The organism is Flavobacterium sp. N502536 (assembly GCF_025947345.1).
Lineage (GTDB): Bacteria > Bacteroidota > Bacteroidia > Flavobacteriales > Flavobacteriaceae > Flavobacterium.
In genome coordinates this window covers 3481976-3497074 of record NZ_CP110011.1, presented here as the reverse complement: position 1 = coordinate 3497074, position 15099 = coordinate 3481976, and the positions used below count along the sequence as shown (strand labels likewise).

Below are 15099 nucleotides of genomic sequence, written 5' to 3'. Positions count from 1 at the left end.
TGTATTTATACCACAAATATCCATTGTGTACTAAGATCAACACATAAAGTCCTATTAGCAAATTACTCCAAATCATGATGTGTTCCTCCCCTCTTTTAATATTTTTTTACTATGGAACTATTCCATAACTCAAATTTATATCATTACATAAATTTGTCTTATCCAAAAAACGGGTAATTCACACATCTTTTTTTTCGCACACAAAGGATAATCAATACTTTACGTGAACTGATGAATATTTAAGAAGCGCATCAACTAATGATCCGGGATATCACCAATAAATATACTACTACAGCCAATTCACCTAAAAATTAGACCCGACAGGTTTTAAAAACCTGTCGGGTTTATTATTACTTTTTTAGTGCGAAATGTCCTTTTTTAGTTAATCCATTTTCAAATACTAATTGAAACCAATAATCAGAAGAAGGCATAGAAACTCCATTATAATTCCCATCCCAACTCTCCTCTTTCTCTAAAGTTTTTAATAATTTTCCATATCTATCGTAAATATAGATTTTATAATTTTGATTCTTTACCCCTGTAATTTCCCAAACATCATTAAACCCATCTGCGTTTGGTGTAAAAAATTTTGGCACTATATAATCATCCTCTTTACAATCTGAACCATCATTTGAAACATGTAAATTTATTTTTGCTTTTACATTACAAAGAGTAGTAATATCTGTAACAATAATATTTATTTCCTCTCTATTCTTAGTGGTATTTGTATACGATTCATCAATAAACCCACTAATATCATTTCCGTTTTTATCAAAGTAAGAAAAAGTAAACAATGAAGGATCATTTACAAGAATAGAATTAATTTTTGATAAATCGAATTCAGCAAAACCAGTTCCCTTTAGGTCGCATTTATAAATATCCGGTACTTGATTTAAAGTAAAAGAAGAAAAAGTCTCTAATTCAATTTTAGTATCCTTATAACAACCCAGATTGTTTTTATTTGCAACTCTAACATTAATTTTTTCTGAAAATGGAGTACTATTAGAGTAATTTACCGGTAAAGGTGATGGTAACTTATTACCACTTTGATCACTATAAGTAAAAAGGAAATTATTAGGGTTTTCAACCAAATCATTTTCAATAGTCGCCATATTAAAACTAGAAGAAAAACCATTTCCTAAATCTGCACAAGATTTCAGAACAGGTATCCTATTTAATACCGGTTTTTGAGCATTTAAATAATCATAAGGATTAAAAATATAAACTGATCCGGTATATCCTATATAATTTTGGTCATTTGCATCTAATCCATCCCAAAATGCCCCTATAAATAAATCCTTGTCATATAAAGAAATCGAACCCGCAAACCAATCACTATTACGTTTAATATTTGACTGTACTATTTGATACTCCGTCCATAAGTCATTTACTCCTTTTTTGAACATATAAACGCGTCCATAAATTTTTGATAAATTACCATTGGAATCGTATTCACTTTCACTGGACCTAATAGCTAATTGGTCTTTGTAAATTTCCATTTGACCACCAAAACTCGAAATATTGATTGAACTATCAGAAGCTCTTATTTTTTGATGCCCATTCCATTCTCCATTTAAGCCTTTCTTAAAGATATAGACCGAACCTGTAAAAGTTAATGCACCTCCGCCATCTCCACTTAAATTAGAGTCGTAATCGTCTTCGGCTGGAGCCGAAATCATTATCCCATTTTCATTGATCTGTACAATTTCTCCAAATCTATCTTGTAAACCTCTAAAGTCGTAAGCTGTTAATTTCTTAGTTTCCCTCCATGTATTAGAATTATTATCCTTTTCAAAAACATAAGCTGCCCCGGCCCAATTAGTCCCCTCTTTAACTGCCCCAACCACAATTGTATTTTTGTAAATAGCTACAGAATTACCGAAAGTATCACGTCTCTCTCTGTCACTTGCAACAATTTTTTGTACCAATGTCCAAACTCCGTCAGTTCCTTTGGCGAAAATATAGGCCGCACCCGCGTTTTCTAAATAATTACTCAAATTACTATCTGTACTATTATAGTATGCTCCTACAACCATAAAATTTTCTGAGATCGCAAATTCTGAGCTATAATTGTCATTTAAGGAATTCTCTACCCGGCCTATTTTCTGTTTAAAAACATACTGGTCACTATTATCTCTTTCATATATATAAATTGCGTTTCCATTCGAGACTGCGGAATCACAACCTGATACAACAAGTGTTTTTCCTTCCATAAATAATCTGGAACCAAAACCACAATAATTTCTTGCATCAGGACGCGTAAGTTCCTGATATATTGTCCAACCGTCACAATCTTGTCTTGCAATATACACTTTGCCCGCACTTTCAACGCCTTGTACATCTGCTGTGCTAGAAGCATAAGCTGCAAAACCATCATAAGTTGCAACAGAAAAACCAAAACTATTATCTCTCACTCTGGTGGGTTCAACAATTTTAAAATTTTGTTTCCATTGCTGAGAATACATGGTCAACACACTAAGTAATAAAAATAGTGTTGATCTTTTTTTTAATTTCATAAATAATTGGGATAGTCTTATAGCGCAGTTCCTACACACTAAAAATATTATAAACAATAATACGATCGTCGTAGTTAATATAAAGCTGTTTACGGAAATCCTGTTTTTTTCGGGTGATGATCGATAGCTTACAGGCCGTACCATCATTGTCTTTACACATAAAAGAATACACAATATCTGTATCATTTTCTTCGCGTTCGATATAATCCAAAATACTAAAAAGCTGAATTTCCTGCGAATAAACCACAATTCTGTGTTTATTGGTATCCAGTATCACAGACAAATTGACCAAATCAAGATCGGACCACTCTCCCCATTTTCCTTTTTCATTCTTTTCTAAGACACTAAAACCTGAAGTTTTAAACTGATAAGACTGACTATAAGCTTGCTGTAAACCAAGTCCGAAAAAAAGTAAACATATAAAAGTGCGTGTAGGTTTCATGTTGTAGTTCTTGGGGGTAATTTAGAATTCAAATTTAGCCTTTTCCTGGCGGGCAGCTTCAAAATCGGACATCATTTGTTGAATAATTTTCTCGACGGGCAAAATTTCATGAATTAATCCCGCGATTTGCCCTATTTCGAGTTCTCCCTCTTCAAGATCTCCTTCAAACATTCCTTTTTTTGCTCTTGCTCTGCCTAAAAGCGCTACCAAATCTTCTTTTGAAGGACATTGCTCATACAATTCCTGAACATCCTGATAGAATTTATTTTTAACCAATCGAACCGGAGCCAGTTCTTTTAGCGTCAATTGTGTATCACCTTCTTTAACTTTAATAATAGTGTCTTTGAAATTATCATGCGCCGAAGATTCTACAGAAGCAGCAAAACGGCTTCCCACCTGAACGCCATCGGCACCCAAAATCATGGTGGCGAGCATCCCTCTGCCTGTTGCAATTCCTCCGGCGGCAATAATGGGTATCTGAATTTTTTCTTTAACCATTGGAATTAAAGTCAGGGTTGTCGTTTCATCACGGCCATTGTGCCCACCTGCCTCAAATCCTTCGGCAACAATAGCATCAACTCCTGCCTCCTGGGCTTTTAAAGCAAAAACACTACTGCTTACGACGTGTACCACTGTGATTCCTTTTTCTTTTAAAAAAGAAGTCCAGGTTTTTGGATTTCCGGCGGAAGTGAAAACAATTTTCACCCCTTCTTCAACCACAATATTCATAATTTCTTCGATGTTGGGATACAACATCGGAATGTTAACTCCAAAAGGTTTACTCGTTGCTTTTTGACATTTCTGAATGTGCTGGCGTAATACTTCGGGATACATCGAACCTGCTCCAATTAGGCCCAAACCTCCTGCATTACTTACTGCAGCTGCTAATTTATAACCACTGTTCCAAATCATTCCTCCCTGAATAATTGGATATTTAATATTAAATAGTTGTGTAATTCTGTTCATTCAAAAATGTAATTATTGTTTGATTATCTTTCCTGTTTTATGAAGGCCATTAGCCTCAAAAGTATAAAAATAGAGTCCGCTTTTTAACGCTTCAACAGAAAGAATTGGATTTTGATTGGTAATTTGTTTTTCGATCAGCTTTTGTCCCAAAACCGAGTAAATGGAAACAAAAGCGGTATTGTTTTCAAACAAAAAAGAAAGTGTTGTTTGAGTAGGATTTGGAAATACAGAAAACCCAGTATCTAAAGACTCGAAATTCTCTACTCCTAAGCTGGCTCCAAAATTTGGAATACCATAACCATAATTATTATTGGGTGCAGCATATCGATCTGAAGACTGCAAAATCATTTGTCGAATCTCTTTATTGGTTTTGGATGGAAAGGCCTGCCACAAACAAGCAATCATCCCGGCCATGATTGGACACGAAAATGAAGTACCGTCTATAGTAATTATGTTTCCTGCAGTATCAGACACAACAGCAGCTGATCCCTGCGCCATAACTTCCGGTTTAATCCTTCCGTCGTAACTTGGTCCTATCGAACTAAAACCGGATTTTACTTTTGAAGCTGTGACAGCACCTACAGTAATTACCGAAACGGCATCTGCCGGTCCGCCAATATGAGGTTCTGAAGTAGCTCCTTCATTTCCTGCCGAAGCCACAACGATTATTCCTTTACTAAAAGCCAGTTCGGCTCCACGGGAGATAAAATTAGTTGTGCCATTCATATCACTATAAGTATGAGTATAACTGGCATTATCAAACTCAAAATAACCGAGCGAAGTTGTTATAATATCAGCTCCTACACGATCCGCTTCTTCTGCTGCTTCTACCCAATAGGATTCTTCAACAGGGTTTTCGGTAGGATCATATTCTGTAATGAATAAATAATACGAAGCATCGGGAGCAGTACCCACTAAGGAATTTTCTTTATAACCGCCCATCGTTGAAAGTACCATTGTTCCATGACTATCCCCTGTATAAAAATTGGCATTTCTACTCACGAAATCATAACCTCCTAAGATCTGATGGTTATCGATTAGTTTCTTAAAGGGTAAAGCGGTGTTAACACCCGGAAAACCGGCATCTAAAACGGCAATTATTTTTCCCGAACCTGTTTTATTCTGTTGATGTAAAACCTTTCCGTTTAACATTTCTATCTGATTTCCCGAAGAGCCATAGGCATAATCGGTTTTCGATTTACGTTTGTCTTTTACGGGAGTAACCTGACTTTCTGTATTTTTTTTAGAGGTAGTATTTAGATTTTTATTGGCAAAAGTTACCTTATCTACAAATAACAACAATTTAAGTGCTAAGATATCAGATTGAGTTCCCCTGATATGAAGTGCATTTAACCATTTTGATTTGGCCATTATAGTAATCCCGGCACTCGATCTAATCTGATTGATATAAGTCTCCTCTACAGGTGCGTCGGTAACGTCTAAGGCAATGTTTTGACTGACCCTTCGATCTAGTGCACGTTGTGTCAAAATTGAAAGGGGAGCATCTAAAGACGCTTGTGCATTTGGTTTATTTTTAAAATAGACCCATGCATCTTCCTGCGAAAACATCGCAGTAGATAAAATCAACAATAAAAACACAAAATAATGCTTCATGATTACTTTTTTAAAGGTGAAACCTCCGTAAAAAAGTATAAAGCTAAGAAATTACTCCCGAACCAACTAATTCATTCTCTAAATACCAGGCAACAAACTGTCCTTCTGTGATAGCCGACTGAGATTCTTCGAAACTCACGTACATTCCGTTTTCAAATTGATGCAGGATTGCTTTCTGTAACGGCTGACGGTAACGTATTCTTGCCATTACTTCCATTTTCTCCCCTTCATTCAATTTCAAATCTTCGCGAACCCAGTGTACTTCGGAGTTTCCAACAAACAATGCTTTCTTAAACAAACCAGGATGATTGCTTGTTAAACCGGTATAAATGGTATTGGTATCAACATCTGTTGCAATTACAAATAACGGATCTGTAGTACCACCAACATTTAATCCTTTTCTTTGACCGTTTGTAAAATAATGTGCTCCCTGATGTTTGCCCATTACTTTACCCATTGTTGGAAGATAATCCAGTTTTTGAGAATCGATTTTTAATTCGTCTTCCAGAGAAATTCCTTCCGGCTTTTCGATAGTATAAATGGGGTCATTTTTGTCAATTTGAACAATCAGACCTTCTTTAGGCTGTAATTTTTGCTGTAAAAATTCAGGTAAACGTACTTTTCCGATGAAACAAAGTCCTTGAGAATCTTTCTTTTCGGCAGTAACCAATTCCATTTCAGCAGCAATTTCGCGCACTTCCGGTTTTGTCAAGGCTCCAATTGGGAACAAAGCTTTTGATAGTTGTTCCTGAGACAACTGGCATAAAAAGTACGACTGATCTTTGTTAACATCATTTCCGGCAATCAATTGATAAACCGTTTCTCCGTTCACTTCAATTTCGCTTTTCTGGCAGTAATGTCCGGTCGCAACATAATCGGCTCCAAGGCTTAGAGCGATTTTCATAAAAACATCGAATTTAATTTCGCGGTTACAAAGTACGTCAGGATTTGGAGTTCTCCCTTTTTCGTATTCGTTGAACATATAATCAACGATTTTTTCTTTGTATTCTTCGCTTAAATCAACAGTTTGAAACGGTATACCCAATTTTTCGGCTACCAATAATGCATCGTTGCTGTCTTCTAACCACGGGCATTCATTAGAAATCGTAACGGAATCATCGTGCCAGTTCTTCATAAAAAGGCCAATAACTTCATATCCCTGTTGCTGCAATAAATAAGCCGCAACACTTGAATCTACTCCTCCGGAAAGTCCAACAACTACACGTTTCATTCTAAATCGTTTATATTTTTACAAGAGTGCAAAGATAAGCCCTATTTTTGAAAGTTGCAGCAGTTTTGATTAGTTTATGCAATGCCGTTGTAAATAAAACTTATTGTCCCTTTTACAAGCTTTGTAGGCGAATAAACTGATCACTTAGAAATCTGGGATACTGTATTAAAAAAATCTTTTTCAGAATATTTATCGTAACTAAACTTATTCCGTTTTACGTTTAGAATCTGCCTGATAACTACTTTTAGGATCACTCATGTTTACTTCTTTGGTCAGTTTTCCTTTTAGGTAAAATTGCCACATGCCAGCCTTTTTGCCTTTCAGAAATTTTCCTTTAGAAGCTACGACACCATCAGAATCATAAAAAACAGCATCACCATTGTATTCATTGTTCTTAAATGTACTTTGCTCCAAAAGAATACCATTTTGCCCGTACTTCTTATAAACTCCTTCTTTCAGACCGTCTTTGTACGTCATTTCTTCGGCAATTTTAGCATCCGGATAATAAACTGTTCTTGCTCCTTCCAATTTTCCGCCTTTATATTTTTCAAGCGTCATAAGGGCTTTCGAAGCTTTATGGTAATATTTCCAGTCGCCTTCACGCGATTTACCGACTTCTTTTCCTTCGCTTACTTTATTCTTGTTCTGATCGTAAAAGATGGTGTACGAACTTCCGTCATTTGCCGTAAAATCACGAGTTGCGATAACATCTCCTTTTTTGGTATCATCAAAAAATTTAAATACACCCGTTTCTTTTCCGTGATTGAAGGTTCCTTCGTAACGAGGTCGTTTCGAAACTTCATAAGTTCCTTTCCAAATCCCGTCTTTTTTCCCGCTGGCATCTGATTTATTAACCTCTTGCGCTGCAACAAAAACGGTATTTAAAAAAAGCAATCCGATTATTATTTTTCTCAAAATCATATTTATATTTCATTTTTAACTTTAACGATAATGGCTTTGATAAAGTATATCTGAGGTATAAAAAAATCCCGATAAATCGAGATTTTTTTAGTATTGTTATTTCTTTTTATTCTGAGCTTTCGCAGCTTCCTGCTGTTCCATTACTTCCTGAAGACGTTGTTGAAACTTGCTTTGCTTTTTAGGCTCTTTTAATTTGTTTTCCTGAATCTGAGCGTGAATTTTATCTGTATCCACGATGTAGTTTTTAATAACAAACATAATTCCAATTGTAATTAAGTTCGAAATAAAGTTATACAAACTCAAACCTGCTCCATAACTGTTAAAGAAGATCAACATCATTAACGGTGAAACATAAATCATGATTTTCATCATTTTTGCCATATCCGGCATACCTTCTTGTTGAGGGGCTGCCATTTGCTGGTCTCCAGAAGTCATTTTCATATAGAAGAAAATCGCAATAGCTGCCAAAATTGGAAACAAACTGATATGATCTCCATACAATGGAATGCTAAATGGTAATTTCACTACCGCATCAAAAGAAGACAAATCGTCTGCCCAAAGGAATCCTTTTTGTCTTAACTCAAAGGCAGATGGGAAGAACTGGAATGACGCATACATAAACGGAAGCTGAATCAATGCCGGAATACATCCTGCCATTGGGTTTACCCCTGCTTTGTTGTACAGTTTCATGGTTTCCTGTTGTTTTTTCATTGGGTCTTTTTTGAATTTTTCTCCCAATTCTGTAATCTCCGGACGTAAAACTTTCATTTTAGCCTGTGACAGGAATGACTTATAGGTAATTGGCGACATGGCCAATTTGATAATGATTGTAAAGATGATAATGGCAATTCCTAATGACAATCCAATTGTAGAGCTTAAGAATCCAAACAATGGAATGAAAATCCATTTGTTGATCCATCCAAAAATCCCCCAACCTAATGGAATAATTTTTTCGAAGTTTTTATCGTAAGATTTTAAAACTTTATAATCAGCCGGTCCAAAATACCAACTCATTTTATAATCAACTTCTCCGTTAGTAAATGCTAAAGGAACGTTTGCTTTAAATTGTTTGGTGAAAATAGTATCGATTTTTTCATCTTTTACTAAATTTTCAGAAACCAAATGTGCTTTTTCAAAAGAAGTATTTGTTTGTAAAATTGTAGTGAAAAAGTGCTGTTTAAAAGCAACATAATCCACTTTTTCAGGATTTTCTTCTTTAAGAGTACCCTGTCCTACATAACTTTCTTTACCATCCTGATAGCTATAATAAATTTCAGCATAACGATTTTCATAAGAAATACTTTTCTCATTTCTGAAAGTTCTTAAATTCCATTGTAAATCTAATGGTTTAGAAGAATTTAAAACTTTGTTCAATCCTTGAGAATGAATATCAAAACCAACTAAATAATCGTTTGGTTTTAATACATATTTAAATTCCAAAAATTCATTAGCACCCGCTTTCAAACGCATAGTCAAGATTTGATCCTCACCGTTTTTAGTCAACGTTGGCTCAAAATAAAGATCTTTCGAATTTAAAGTTCTGTTGTCAGTTGTTTGTAACTGAATGTTTAGGTTCGAATTATTGTCTTTAATTAATTCTACTAATTGTCCGGAATTTTTCTCAAATCTTTTAAATTCTTTCAATGTAGCTTCAACTACATAACCACCTTTGTTGGCGATTTTTAGTTTAATCTTTTCGTTTTCAATAGTTGTAAAACCTTCTTTAGCAGAAGGAAGTGTAGCCGAATAAGCGAAACCACCTAATGTTTTTTGTAATTGCGCCAGCTGAACTGTGTCTCCAGGAGTTGCTGTGGCAGCCACCGGTAAAACAGCTGTTTTTGTTTTATCCGCTTTCGCTTGTGCTTCTTGTTTGGCAACTAGTTCTTTCTTTGCTTTTTCAGCAGCAATCTCTTTATCAGAAGGCTGATTTTGGTACATAATCCAAATCAAAATTCCAAATATCAATACAAAACCAATGATTGAATTAAGATCAAATTTTTTTTCTTCCATTATAGTTTAAAAAGTTATTCGTTAAAAAGGTATTAGTAATGAGTTGAACTCAAAAGTTACACTTTTCAGAATATTAATTATTATTTTTTATGCGCATTCACTGCAGCAGCCACAAAGTTTACAAAAATCGGATGTGGGTTTGCTACTGTACTTTTGTATTCAGGATGGTATTGTACACCAATGAAAAACGGGTGGTTTTCTAGTTCTACAATTTCTACCAAACCTGTATCGGGATTCACCCCTGATGCTTTTAAACCTGCATTTTGCAATTCTTCAGCATATTTATTGTTGTATTCGTAACGGTGACGGTGACGCTCTGAAATTGTTTTTTCTCCGTAAATTTTATACGCCAGCGTATTCGGTTTGATATCACATTTCCAGGCTCCCAAACGCATGGTTCCACCTTTGTCGGTCACTGTTTTTTGCTCTTCCATTAAGTTCACTACCGGATGAGGCGTTTTATCATTCATTTCCGTAGAGTTTGCCTCTTTGTAACCTAAAATATTTCTTGAATACTCGATTATAGACATTTGCATTCCCAAACAAATTCCGAAAAACGGAATGTTGTTTTCACGTACGTAACGAACAGCCTCAATTTTTCCTTCAATACCTCTTTCTCCAAATCCAGGAGCAACCAAAACACCATCCAGGCCTTCTAGTTTTTCTTTGATATTTTCAGCATTAATATGTTCTGAATGTATCGAAATCACATTTACTTTGGTTTCATTTGCAGCACCTGCATGTATGAACGCTTCTAAAATAGATTTGTAACAGTCCTGCATTTCTACATATTTTCCAACCAGACCAATGTTTACGGTATGTTTTGGGTTTTTCAATCGACGTAAAAAAGTATTCCAGTTTTTAAGATCCGGTAATGCTTTTTTAGGCAAATCTAATTTTTTCAAAGCCACTACATCTAATCCTTCTTCAAGCATTAAATTTGGAACTTCGTATATGGTTGAAGCGTCAATAGACTGAATTACCGCTTCTTTTTTAACATTACAAAACAAAGCCAGTTTCTGACGTAATTCCTGAGACAATTCATGCTCGGTTCTACAAACCAAAATATCTGCTTTGATACCACTTTCCATCAAAGTTTTCACAGAGTGTTGCGTTGGTTTTGTTTTCAACTCACCCGCAGCAGCCAAATAAGGAACTAATGTCAAATGAATCACAATTCCGTTATTTTCACCCAATTCCCAAACTAACTGACGAACAGATTCAATATAAGGCAAGGATTCGATATCACCAACAGTTCCACCAATTTCAGTAATTACAATGTCATAATCGCCGGATTTACCCAACAATTGCATTCTGTCTTTGATTTCGTTTGTGATATGAGGAACTACCTGAACTGTTTTTCCTAAAAACTCCCCTCTTCTTTCTTTTTCGATTACCGAAAGATAAACTCTTCCTGTAGTAACGTTATTCGCCTGAGAAGTTGGAACATTAAGAAAACGCTCATAATGACCTAAATCTAAATCTGTTTCAGCACCATCATCTGTTACATAACATTCTCCGTGCTCGTATGGATTCAACGTACCCGGATCCACATTGATATACGGATCAAATTTCTGAATAGTTGTACGGTATCCTCTTCCTTGTAACAATTTTGCTAAAGATGCCGCGATAATACCTTTTCCTAATGAAGAAGTCACACCGCCTGTAACAAAAATATATTTTGTTTGATTCATTCTGTTGTTGTTTGTATTGTAGTTGTGTAAAAAACTTGGCAAAAGTACAAATTTAATTAGATAATTTGTTAATTAGAGAATGAGATAATTTTTAAATTTTTAGGCACATTTTATTTTAAATGCTTTAGCAATCAATTCTATTATCAAAATGAATGTTTTTTATCAGTATTAGCTAAAAATCCATAAGTAAAACTCAAAAATACAGCCTAATTAATTTCTAGTAAGGAAGTATCAAATTATAAAAACAGAAAAGAAAAGAAATTACACTTAACGAAATATCAAAGATTAATACCCTTTTAAATATGGGGAAAGAAATAATGCAATTGATAAAAAATCTCGCAGCAAGCTGAAACAAAAAGAAACCAAAAATTTTTATGCTAAATGGATTGTACAGAATTGCTTCCCGAAAATGAAATCTAAGTATTTGAGAAAAAGCCCTTGTGAGTCCGCGGCTTTTACAATAAATCAACGGCAATCCGTCGCAGGATGAACGCAAACCAAAATTTAAATAGGGAAGAAAAAAGCAATAAAAAAAGACAAACATAATGATGAAGATCAAAATTATGTTTATCTTTTTATAAGAATCAATTTCTTGATAAATAGACATTTACCGAATATATTATTTTACAGTATCCTCAATTGCAGTAGTATCTACCTGCACCTCTACATCTAAAGAATCAGCCGTTTTTATTTGTTCTACTTTAACAGAATCTAAAGCTCTTTCGATTTCATCCTTGTGTTCTAAAGCAAGAGAACCTATCGAGCCAACAAAAATAGCAACCCAAATAATAACAAAAACTGTTGCTGCGATTCCCAAATATAAACCAGCTTTTGGTAAAGAAGTCGATGCATTTTCTTTTTTTGCCTGATTTAAACCAATCGCTCCAAATACAATTGCAAGAATTCCAAATAAAACTGCAATAAAACCAAAGCAGGGAATAAAAGCTGCTAATACACCGATAATACCAAAAATTAAAGCGATAATACCTAATGACTGGCCAGCATTTGAAGAAGGTAAATTATTTTCCATAAAAAATTGTTTTTGTTAGTTCTGACAAAAATAGAAAACGACTTACACAAACGATAACTACCCCGTCTAAGTTATCAACAATTAAATTAACCTTCTTTTTCTGAATTTGAGAAATCAACAACTTAATTAAAAGAAAAAGATATTTCTCACTATTTCAAAGGTTTAGGATATTGCTTTTTAATATTGCGGATCAGTTCCTCAAGTCCGTTCAGTTTTAACTCGTAAACAAGCGCTAATTGCTGTCCGAGCTCTCCTTTTGGAAATCCTTTATTCTGATACCAAACGACATAATATTCGGGTAAATCAATTAAAAACCAGCCTTCGTATTTTCCGAATGGCATTTTGGTATGGGCTAATTTTATGAGCAGTTTTTTGTCTGGTTCCATGTTTTTTTTAAAGAAAAAAGAAGCAAGAGGAAAGAAGTTCTATATCCTTTCCTCTTGCTTCTTGTTACATGCAAAGCTATTATTATTTTTTTTCTTTTACCAGAGATTAAAAGATAGTTTTCAGTCTCGGTTTTCAGTCGCAGGGCCTTAACCTCTTTTTAAAACGTACTGCCAAACTAACGATTAATAAAAGACAGCTATTCGGGTAAATGATTTCGCCACGAATTAAAAAATAGTCTACGGTCGCAGTTTTCAGTCGCAGTAAGTTTGAAACTGAGACCGTAAACCGCGACTGAAAACTAAAACCTTAGCACCTCAGAACCTTAGCCCCTTTTTTAATAATGCCACCTTACAAAAGCTTCCATTGCAGCGTAAGTAGCTAGACCTAACTGTTGGTACAAAGCAGCTGTTTCGGCATTTCGGTCTTCGGCTCTTTGCCAAAATTCTCTGGCATCAGTTCCCTGGAAAACAACACCGTCTTTTTGAGATTGGTGCTTGAAGATTCCGTGACGTTTTGCCAATACCTGATCCGGGCTCATTGGTACCGCCATTTCAACTTCATCAATTCCCCATTCCTGCCATGCTCCGCGGTACAACCACAACCAGCAATCGTCCATAAACGATTTTGGTTTTAGTGCTTTTACCGCTTCGAAAATAGCGTCCAAACAAACCTTATGTGTTCCGTGCGGATCTGCTAAATCTCCTGCAGCATAAATTTGGTGCGGCTTAATTTTTTCAATTAAGTCCATCGTTAACTGAATGTCTTCTTTTCCAATTGGTTTTTTCTCAATTGTTCCGGTTTCATAGAATGGTAATTCCATAAAATGAATCTGATCATCAGTTAAACCTACAAAATGACTGGTCGCTCTCGCCTCTCCTTTTCTGATTAATCCTTTGATGTAACGAACTTCAGGAATATCAATTTCGCTGTTCTTTTTATTGGTTAAAAAAGTCGCTGCTTTTTGGTAAATATTGTCTGCTTCGGCACTTTTGATTCCGAATTTTTCATTGTAATCAATTACGAATCTTGCAAAACGCAAAGCTTCATCATCGGCTACAGCAATATTTCCGGAAGTTTGATACGCTACATGTACTTCATGTCCCTGCTCCTGCAAACGCATGAAAGTTCCTCCCATACTGATGATATCGTCATCCGGGTGCGGGCTAAAAATCAATACACGTTTTTTAGCAGGTTCTGCTCTTTCAGGACGATTGGTATCATCGGCATTTGGTTTACCTCCCGGCCATCCTGTGATTGTATTTTGTAATTTATTGAATATCTTGATATTGATGTCGTATGCCGGACCTGAATCAGCCAATAAATCGCTCATTCCGTTTTCGATATAATCGGCATCGGTAAGCATTAAAATTGGTTTTTTAAGCTGTAATGCTAATCCTAAAACCGCTTTACGGGTCAATTTATCGGTCCAGATTACTTTTTCTACCAACCAAGGTTTGTTGATTCTGGTTAGTTTTGAAGAAGCCTCTTTGTCTAAAACAAAAACAGCGTTGTTGTGTTCCTGTAAAAACGAAGCCGGTACGCGGTTGGTCACTTCATCTTCGACTGATTTTTTTACAATATTCGCTTTCCCTTCTCCCCAAGCCAGTAAGATTACCTGTTTGGCTTCCATGATCTTTTTTACTCCAAGTGTAATTGCTGTTCTTGGCGTATTGCTCAATCCGAAAAAGTCTTTACTTGCTGCTACTCTGGTAATATGATCTAAAGCCACCAAACGTGTTTTAGAGTTTTGTAACGATCCCGATTCATTAAAACCAATATGTCCGTTACCTCCAATTCCAAGAATCTGCAAATCGATTCCACCAAGTGCTTCGATTTTTGCTTCATAATCGTGGCAATAATCTGCGATTTGCTCTTTTGTTAAAAGTCCGTCCGGAACGTGGTAATTTTCAGGTAAAATATCGACATGATCAAACAGCAATTCATTCATAAAACGAACATAACTGTTGATTGAATTTGGCTCCATTGGATAATATTCATCCAAATTGAAACTAATTACGTTTTTAAAACTCAAGCCTTCCTCTTTGTGTAAACGTACCAGTTCAGCATATAATCCTTTTGGAGAAGATCCTGTTGCCAGACCTAAAATACAAGGTTTATTTTCTTTTTGCTTGGATTGAATTAAAGCCGCAATTTCCTGAGCTACTGCTTTTGACGCATCGCCAGAATTTTCAAAAACAACTGTATTGATGTTTTCGAATCGTTTCTCGAACCCCGTTGCTTTGTCGATTTTACTTTTTAACATGATATAGTCTTTTTAATTTTTCTCG

The 15099-nt window shown here is 35.3% G+C and carries 12 protein-coding genes; all 12 read right to left on the bottom strand.

Going from position 1 to position 15099, the window contains the following annotated elements; translation table 11 throughout:
• Positions 1-350: 350 nt before the first annotated feature.
• The 12 genes from OLM61_RS14715 to nagB all read right to left on the bottom strand — a co-directional run bounded on the left by OLM61_RS14715 (position 351) and on the right by nagB (position 15074).
• The gene (locus tag OLM61_RS14715; protein WP_264523391.1) at positions 351-2516 is read right to left on the bottom strand and encodes a T9SS type B sorting domain-containing protein; all 2166 of its coding nucleotides are present in this window, start codon (positions 2514-2516) and stop codon (positions 351-353) included.
• A 31-nt stretch (positions 2517-2547) separates the two neighbouring features.
• Entirely contained in the window at positions 2548-2958 is a 411-nt protein-coding gene (locus OLM61_RS14710) for a hypothetical protein (protein WP_264523390.1), read from the bottom strand.
• Between the two features lie 21 nt (positions 2959-2979).
• Positions 2980-3924, bottom strand: a complete 945-nt coding sequence (locus OLM61_RS14705; RefSeq protein WP_264523389.1) for an NAD(P)H-dependent flavin oxidoreductase — start codon at positions 3922-3924, stop codon at positions 2980-2982.
• Between the two features lie 12 nt (positions 3925-3936).
• Positions 3937-5538, bottom strand: a complete 1602-nt coding sequence (locus tag OLM61_RS14700) for a S8 family serine peptidase (RefSeq protein ID WP_264523388.1) — start codon at positions 5536-5538, stop codon at positions 3937-3939.
• Positions 5539-5581: 43 nt separating this feature from the next.
• Positions 5582-6769 (bottom strand): tRNA 2-thiouridine(34) synthase MnmA, encoded by a 1188-nt coding sequence (gene mnmA / locus OLM61_RS14695; protein ID WP_264523387.1) that lies wholly within the window; start codon positions 6767-6769, stop codon positions 5582-5584.
• 204 nt (positions 6770-6973) lie between these two features.
• Positions 6974-7690 (bottom strand): toxin-antitoxin system YwqK family antitoxin, encoded by a 717-nt coding sequence (locus tag OLM61_RS14690; RefSeq protein WP_264523386.1) that lies wholly within the window; start codon positions 7688-7690, stop codon positions 6974-6976.
• 96 nt (positions 7691-7786) lie between these two features.
• Complete coding sequence (yidC, locus tag OLM61_RS14685) at positions 7787-9700, bottom strand: membrane protein insertase YidC (protein WP_264523385.1); 1914 nt, start codon at positions 9698-9700, stop codon at positions 7787-7789.
• Positions 9701-9780: 80 nt separating this feature from the next.
• Positions 9781-11394, bottom strand: coding sequence for a CTP synthase (locus OLM61_RS14680; protein WP_264523384.1), 1614 nt, complete (start codon positions 11392-11394; stop codon positions 9781-9783).
• Positions 11395-11611: 217 nt separating this feature from the next.
• Positions 11612-11938 (bottom strand): DUF2752 domain-containing protein, encoded by a 327-nt coding sequence (locus OLM61_RS20985; protein WP_413614379.1) that lies wholly within the window; start codon positions 11936-11938, stop codon positions 11612-11614.
• 75 nt (positions 11939-12013) lie between these two features.
• Positions 12014-12424: a hypothetical protein gene (locus tag OLM61_RS14675; RefSeq protein ID WP_264523383.1), complete on the bottom strand. Its 411-nt coding sequence runs from the start codon at positions 12422-12424 to the stop codon at positions 12014-12016.
• 149 nt (positions 12425-12573) lie between these two features.
• Positions 12574-12810, bottom strand: a complete 237-nt coding sequence (locus OLM61_RS14670; RefSeq protein ID WP_099711497.1) for a DUF3820 family protein — start codon at positions 12808-12810, stop codon at positions 12574-12576.
• Positions 12811-13145: 335 nt separating this feature from the next.
• On the bottom strand, positions 13146-15074 hold the full coding sequence (nagB, locus tag OLM61_RS14665; RefSeq protein WP_264523382.1) for a glucosamine-6-phosphate deaminase: 1929 nt from the start codon (positions 15072-15074) through the stop codon (positions 13146-13148).
• Positions 15075-15099 lie beyond the last annotated feature (25 nt).

Excerpts from the sequence above, each read along its gene's own strand:
- OLM61_RS14715 (WP_264523391.1), bottom strand. The coding sequence starts at position 2,516 with ATGAAATTAAAAAAAAGATCAACACTATTTTTATTACTTAGTGTGTTG.
- OLM61_RS14710 (WP_264523390.1), bottom strand. The coding sequence starts at position 2,958 with ATGAAACCTACACGCACTTTTATATGTTTACTTTTTTTCGGACTTGGT.
- OLM61_RS14705 (WP_264523389.1), bottom strand. The coding sequence starts at position 3,924 with ATGAACAGAATTACACAACTATTTAATATTAAATATCCAATTATTCAG.
- OLM61_RS14700 (WP_264523388.1), bottom strand. The coding sequence starts at position 5,538 with ATGAAGCATTATTTTGTGTTTTTATTGTTGATTTTATCTACTGCGATG.
- mnmA (WP_264523387.1), bottom strand. The coding sequence starts at position 6,769 with ATGAAACGTGTAGTTGTTGGACTTTCCGGAGGAGTAGATTCAAGTGTT.
- OLM61_RS14690 (WP_264523386.1), bottom strand. The coding sequence starts at position 7,690 with ATGATTTTGAGAAAAATAATAATCGGATTGCTTTTTTTAAATACCGTT.
- yidC (WP_264523385.1), bottom strand. The coding sequence starts at position 9,700 with ATGGAAGAAAAAAAATTTGATCTTAATTCAATCATTGGTTTTGTATTG.
- OLM61_RS14680 (WP_264523384.1), bottom strand. The coding sequence starts at position 11,394 with ATGAATCAAACAAAATATATTTTTGTTACAGGCGGTGTGACTTCTTCA.
- OLM61_RS20985 (WP_413614379.1), bottom strand. The coding sequence starts at position 11,938 with ATGTTTGTCTTTTTTTATTGCTTTTTTCTTCCCTATTTAAATTTTGGT.
- OLM61_RS14675 (WP_264523383.1), bottom strand. The coding sequence starts at position 12,424 with ATGGAAAATAATTTACCTTCTTCAAATGCTGGCCAGTCATTAGGTATT.
- OLM61_RS14670 (WP_099711497.1), bottom strand. The coding sequence starts at position 12,810 with ATGGAACCAGACAAAAAACTGCTCATAAAATTAGCCCATACCAAAATG.
- nagB (WP_264523382.1), bottom strand. The coding sequence starts at position 15,074 with ATGTTAAAAAGTAAAATCGACAAAGCAACGGGGTTCGAGAAACGATTC.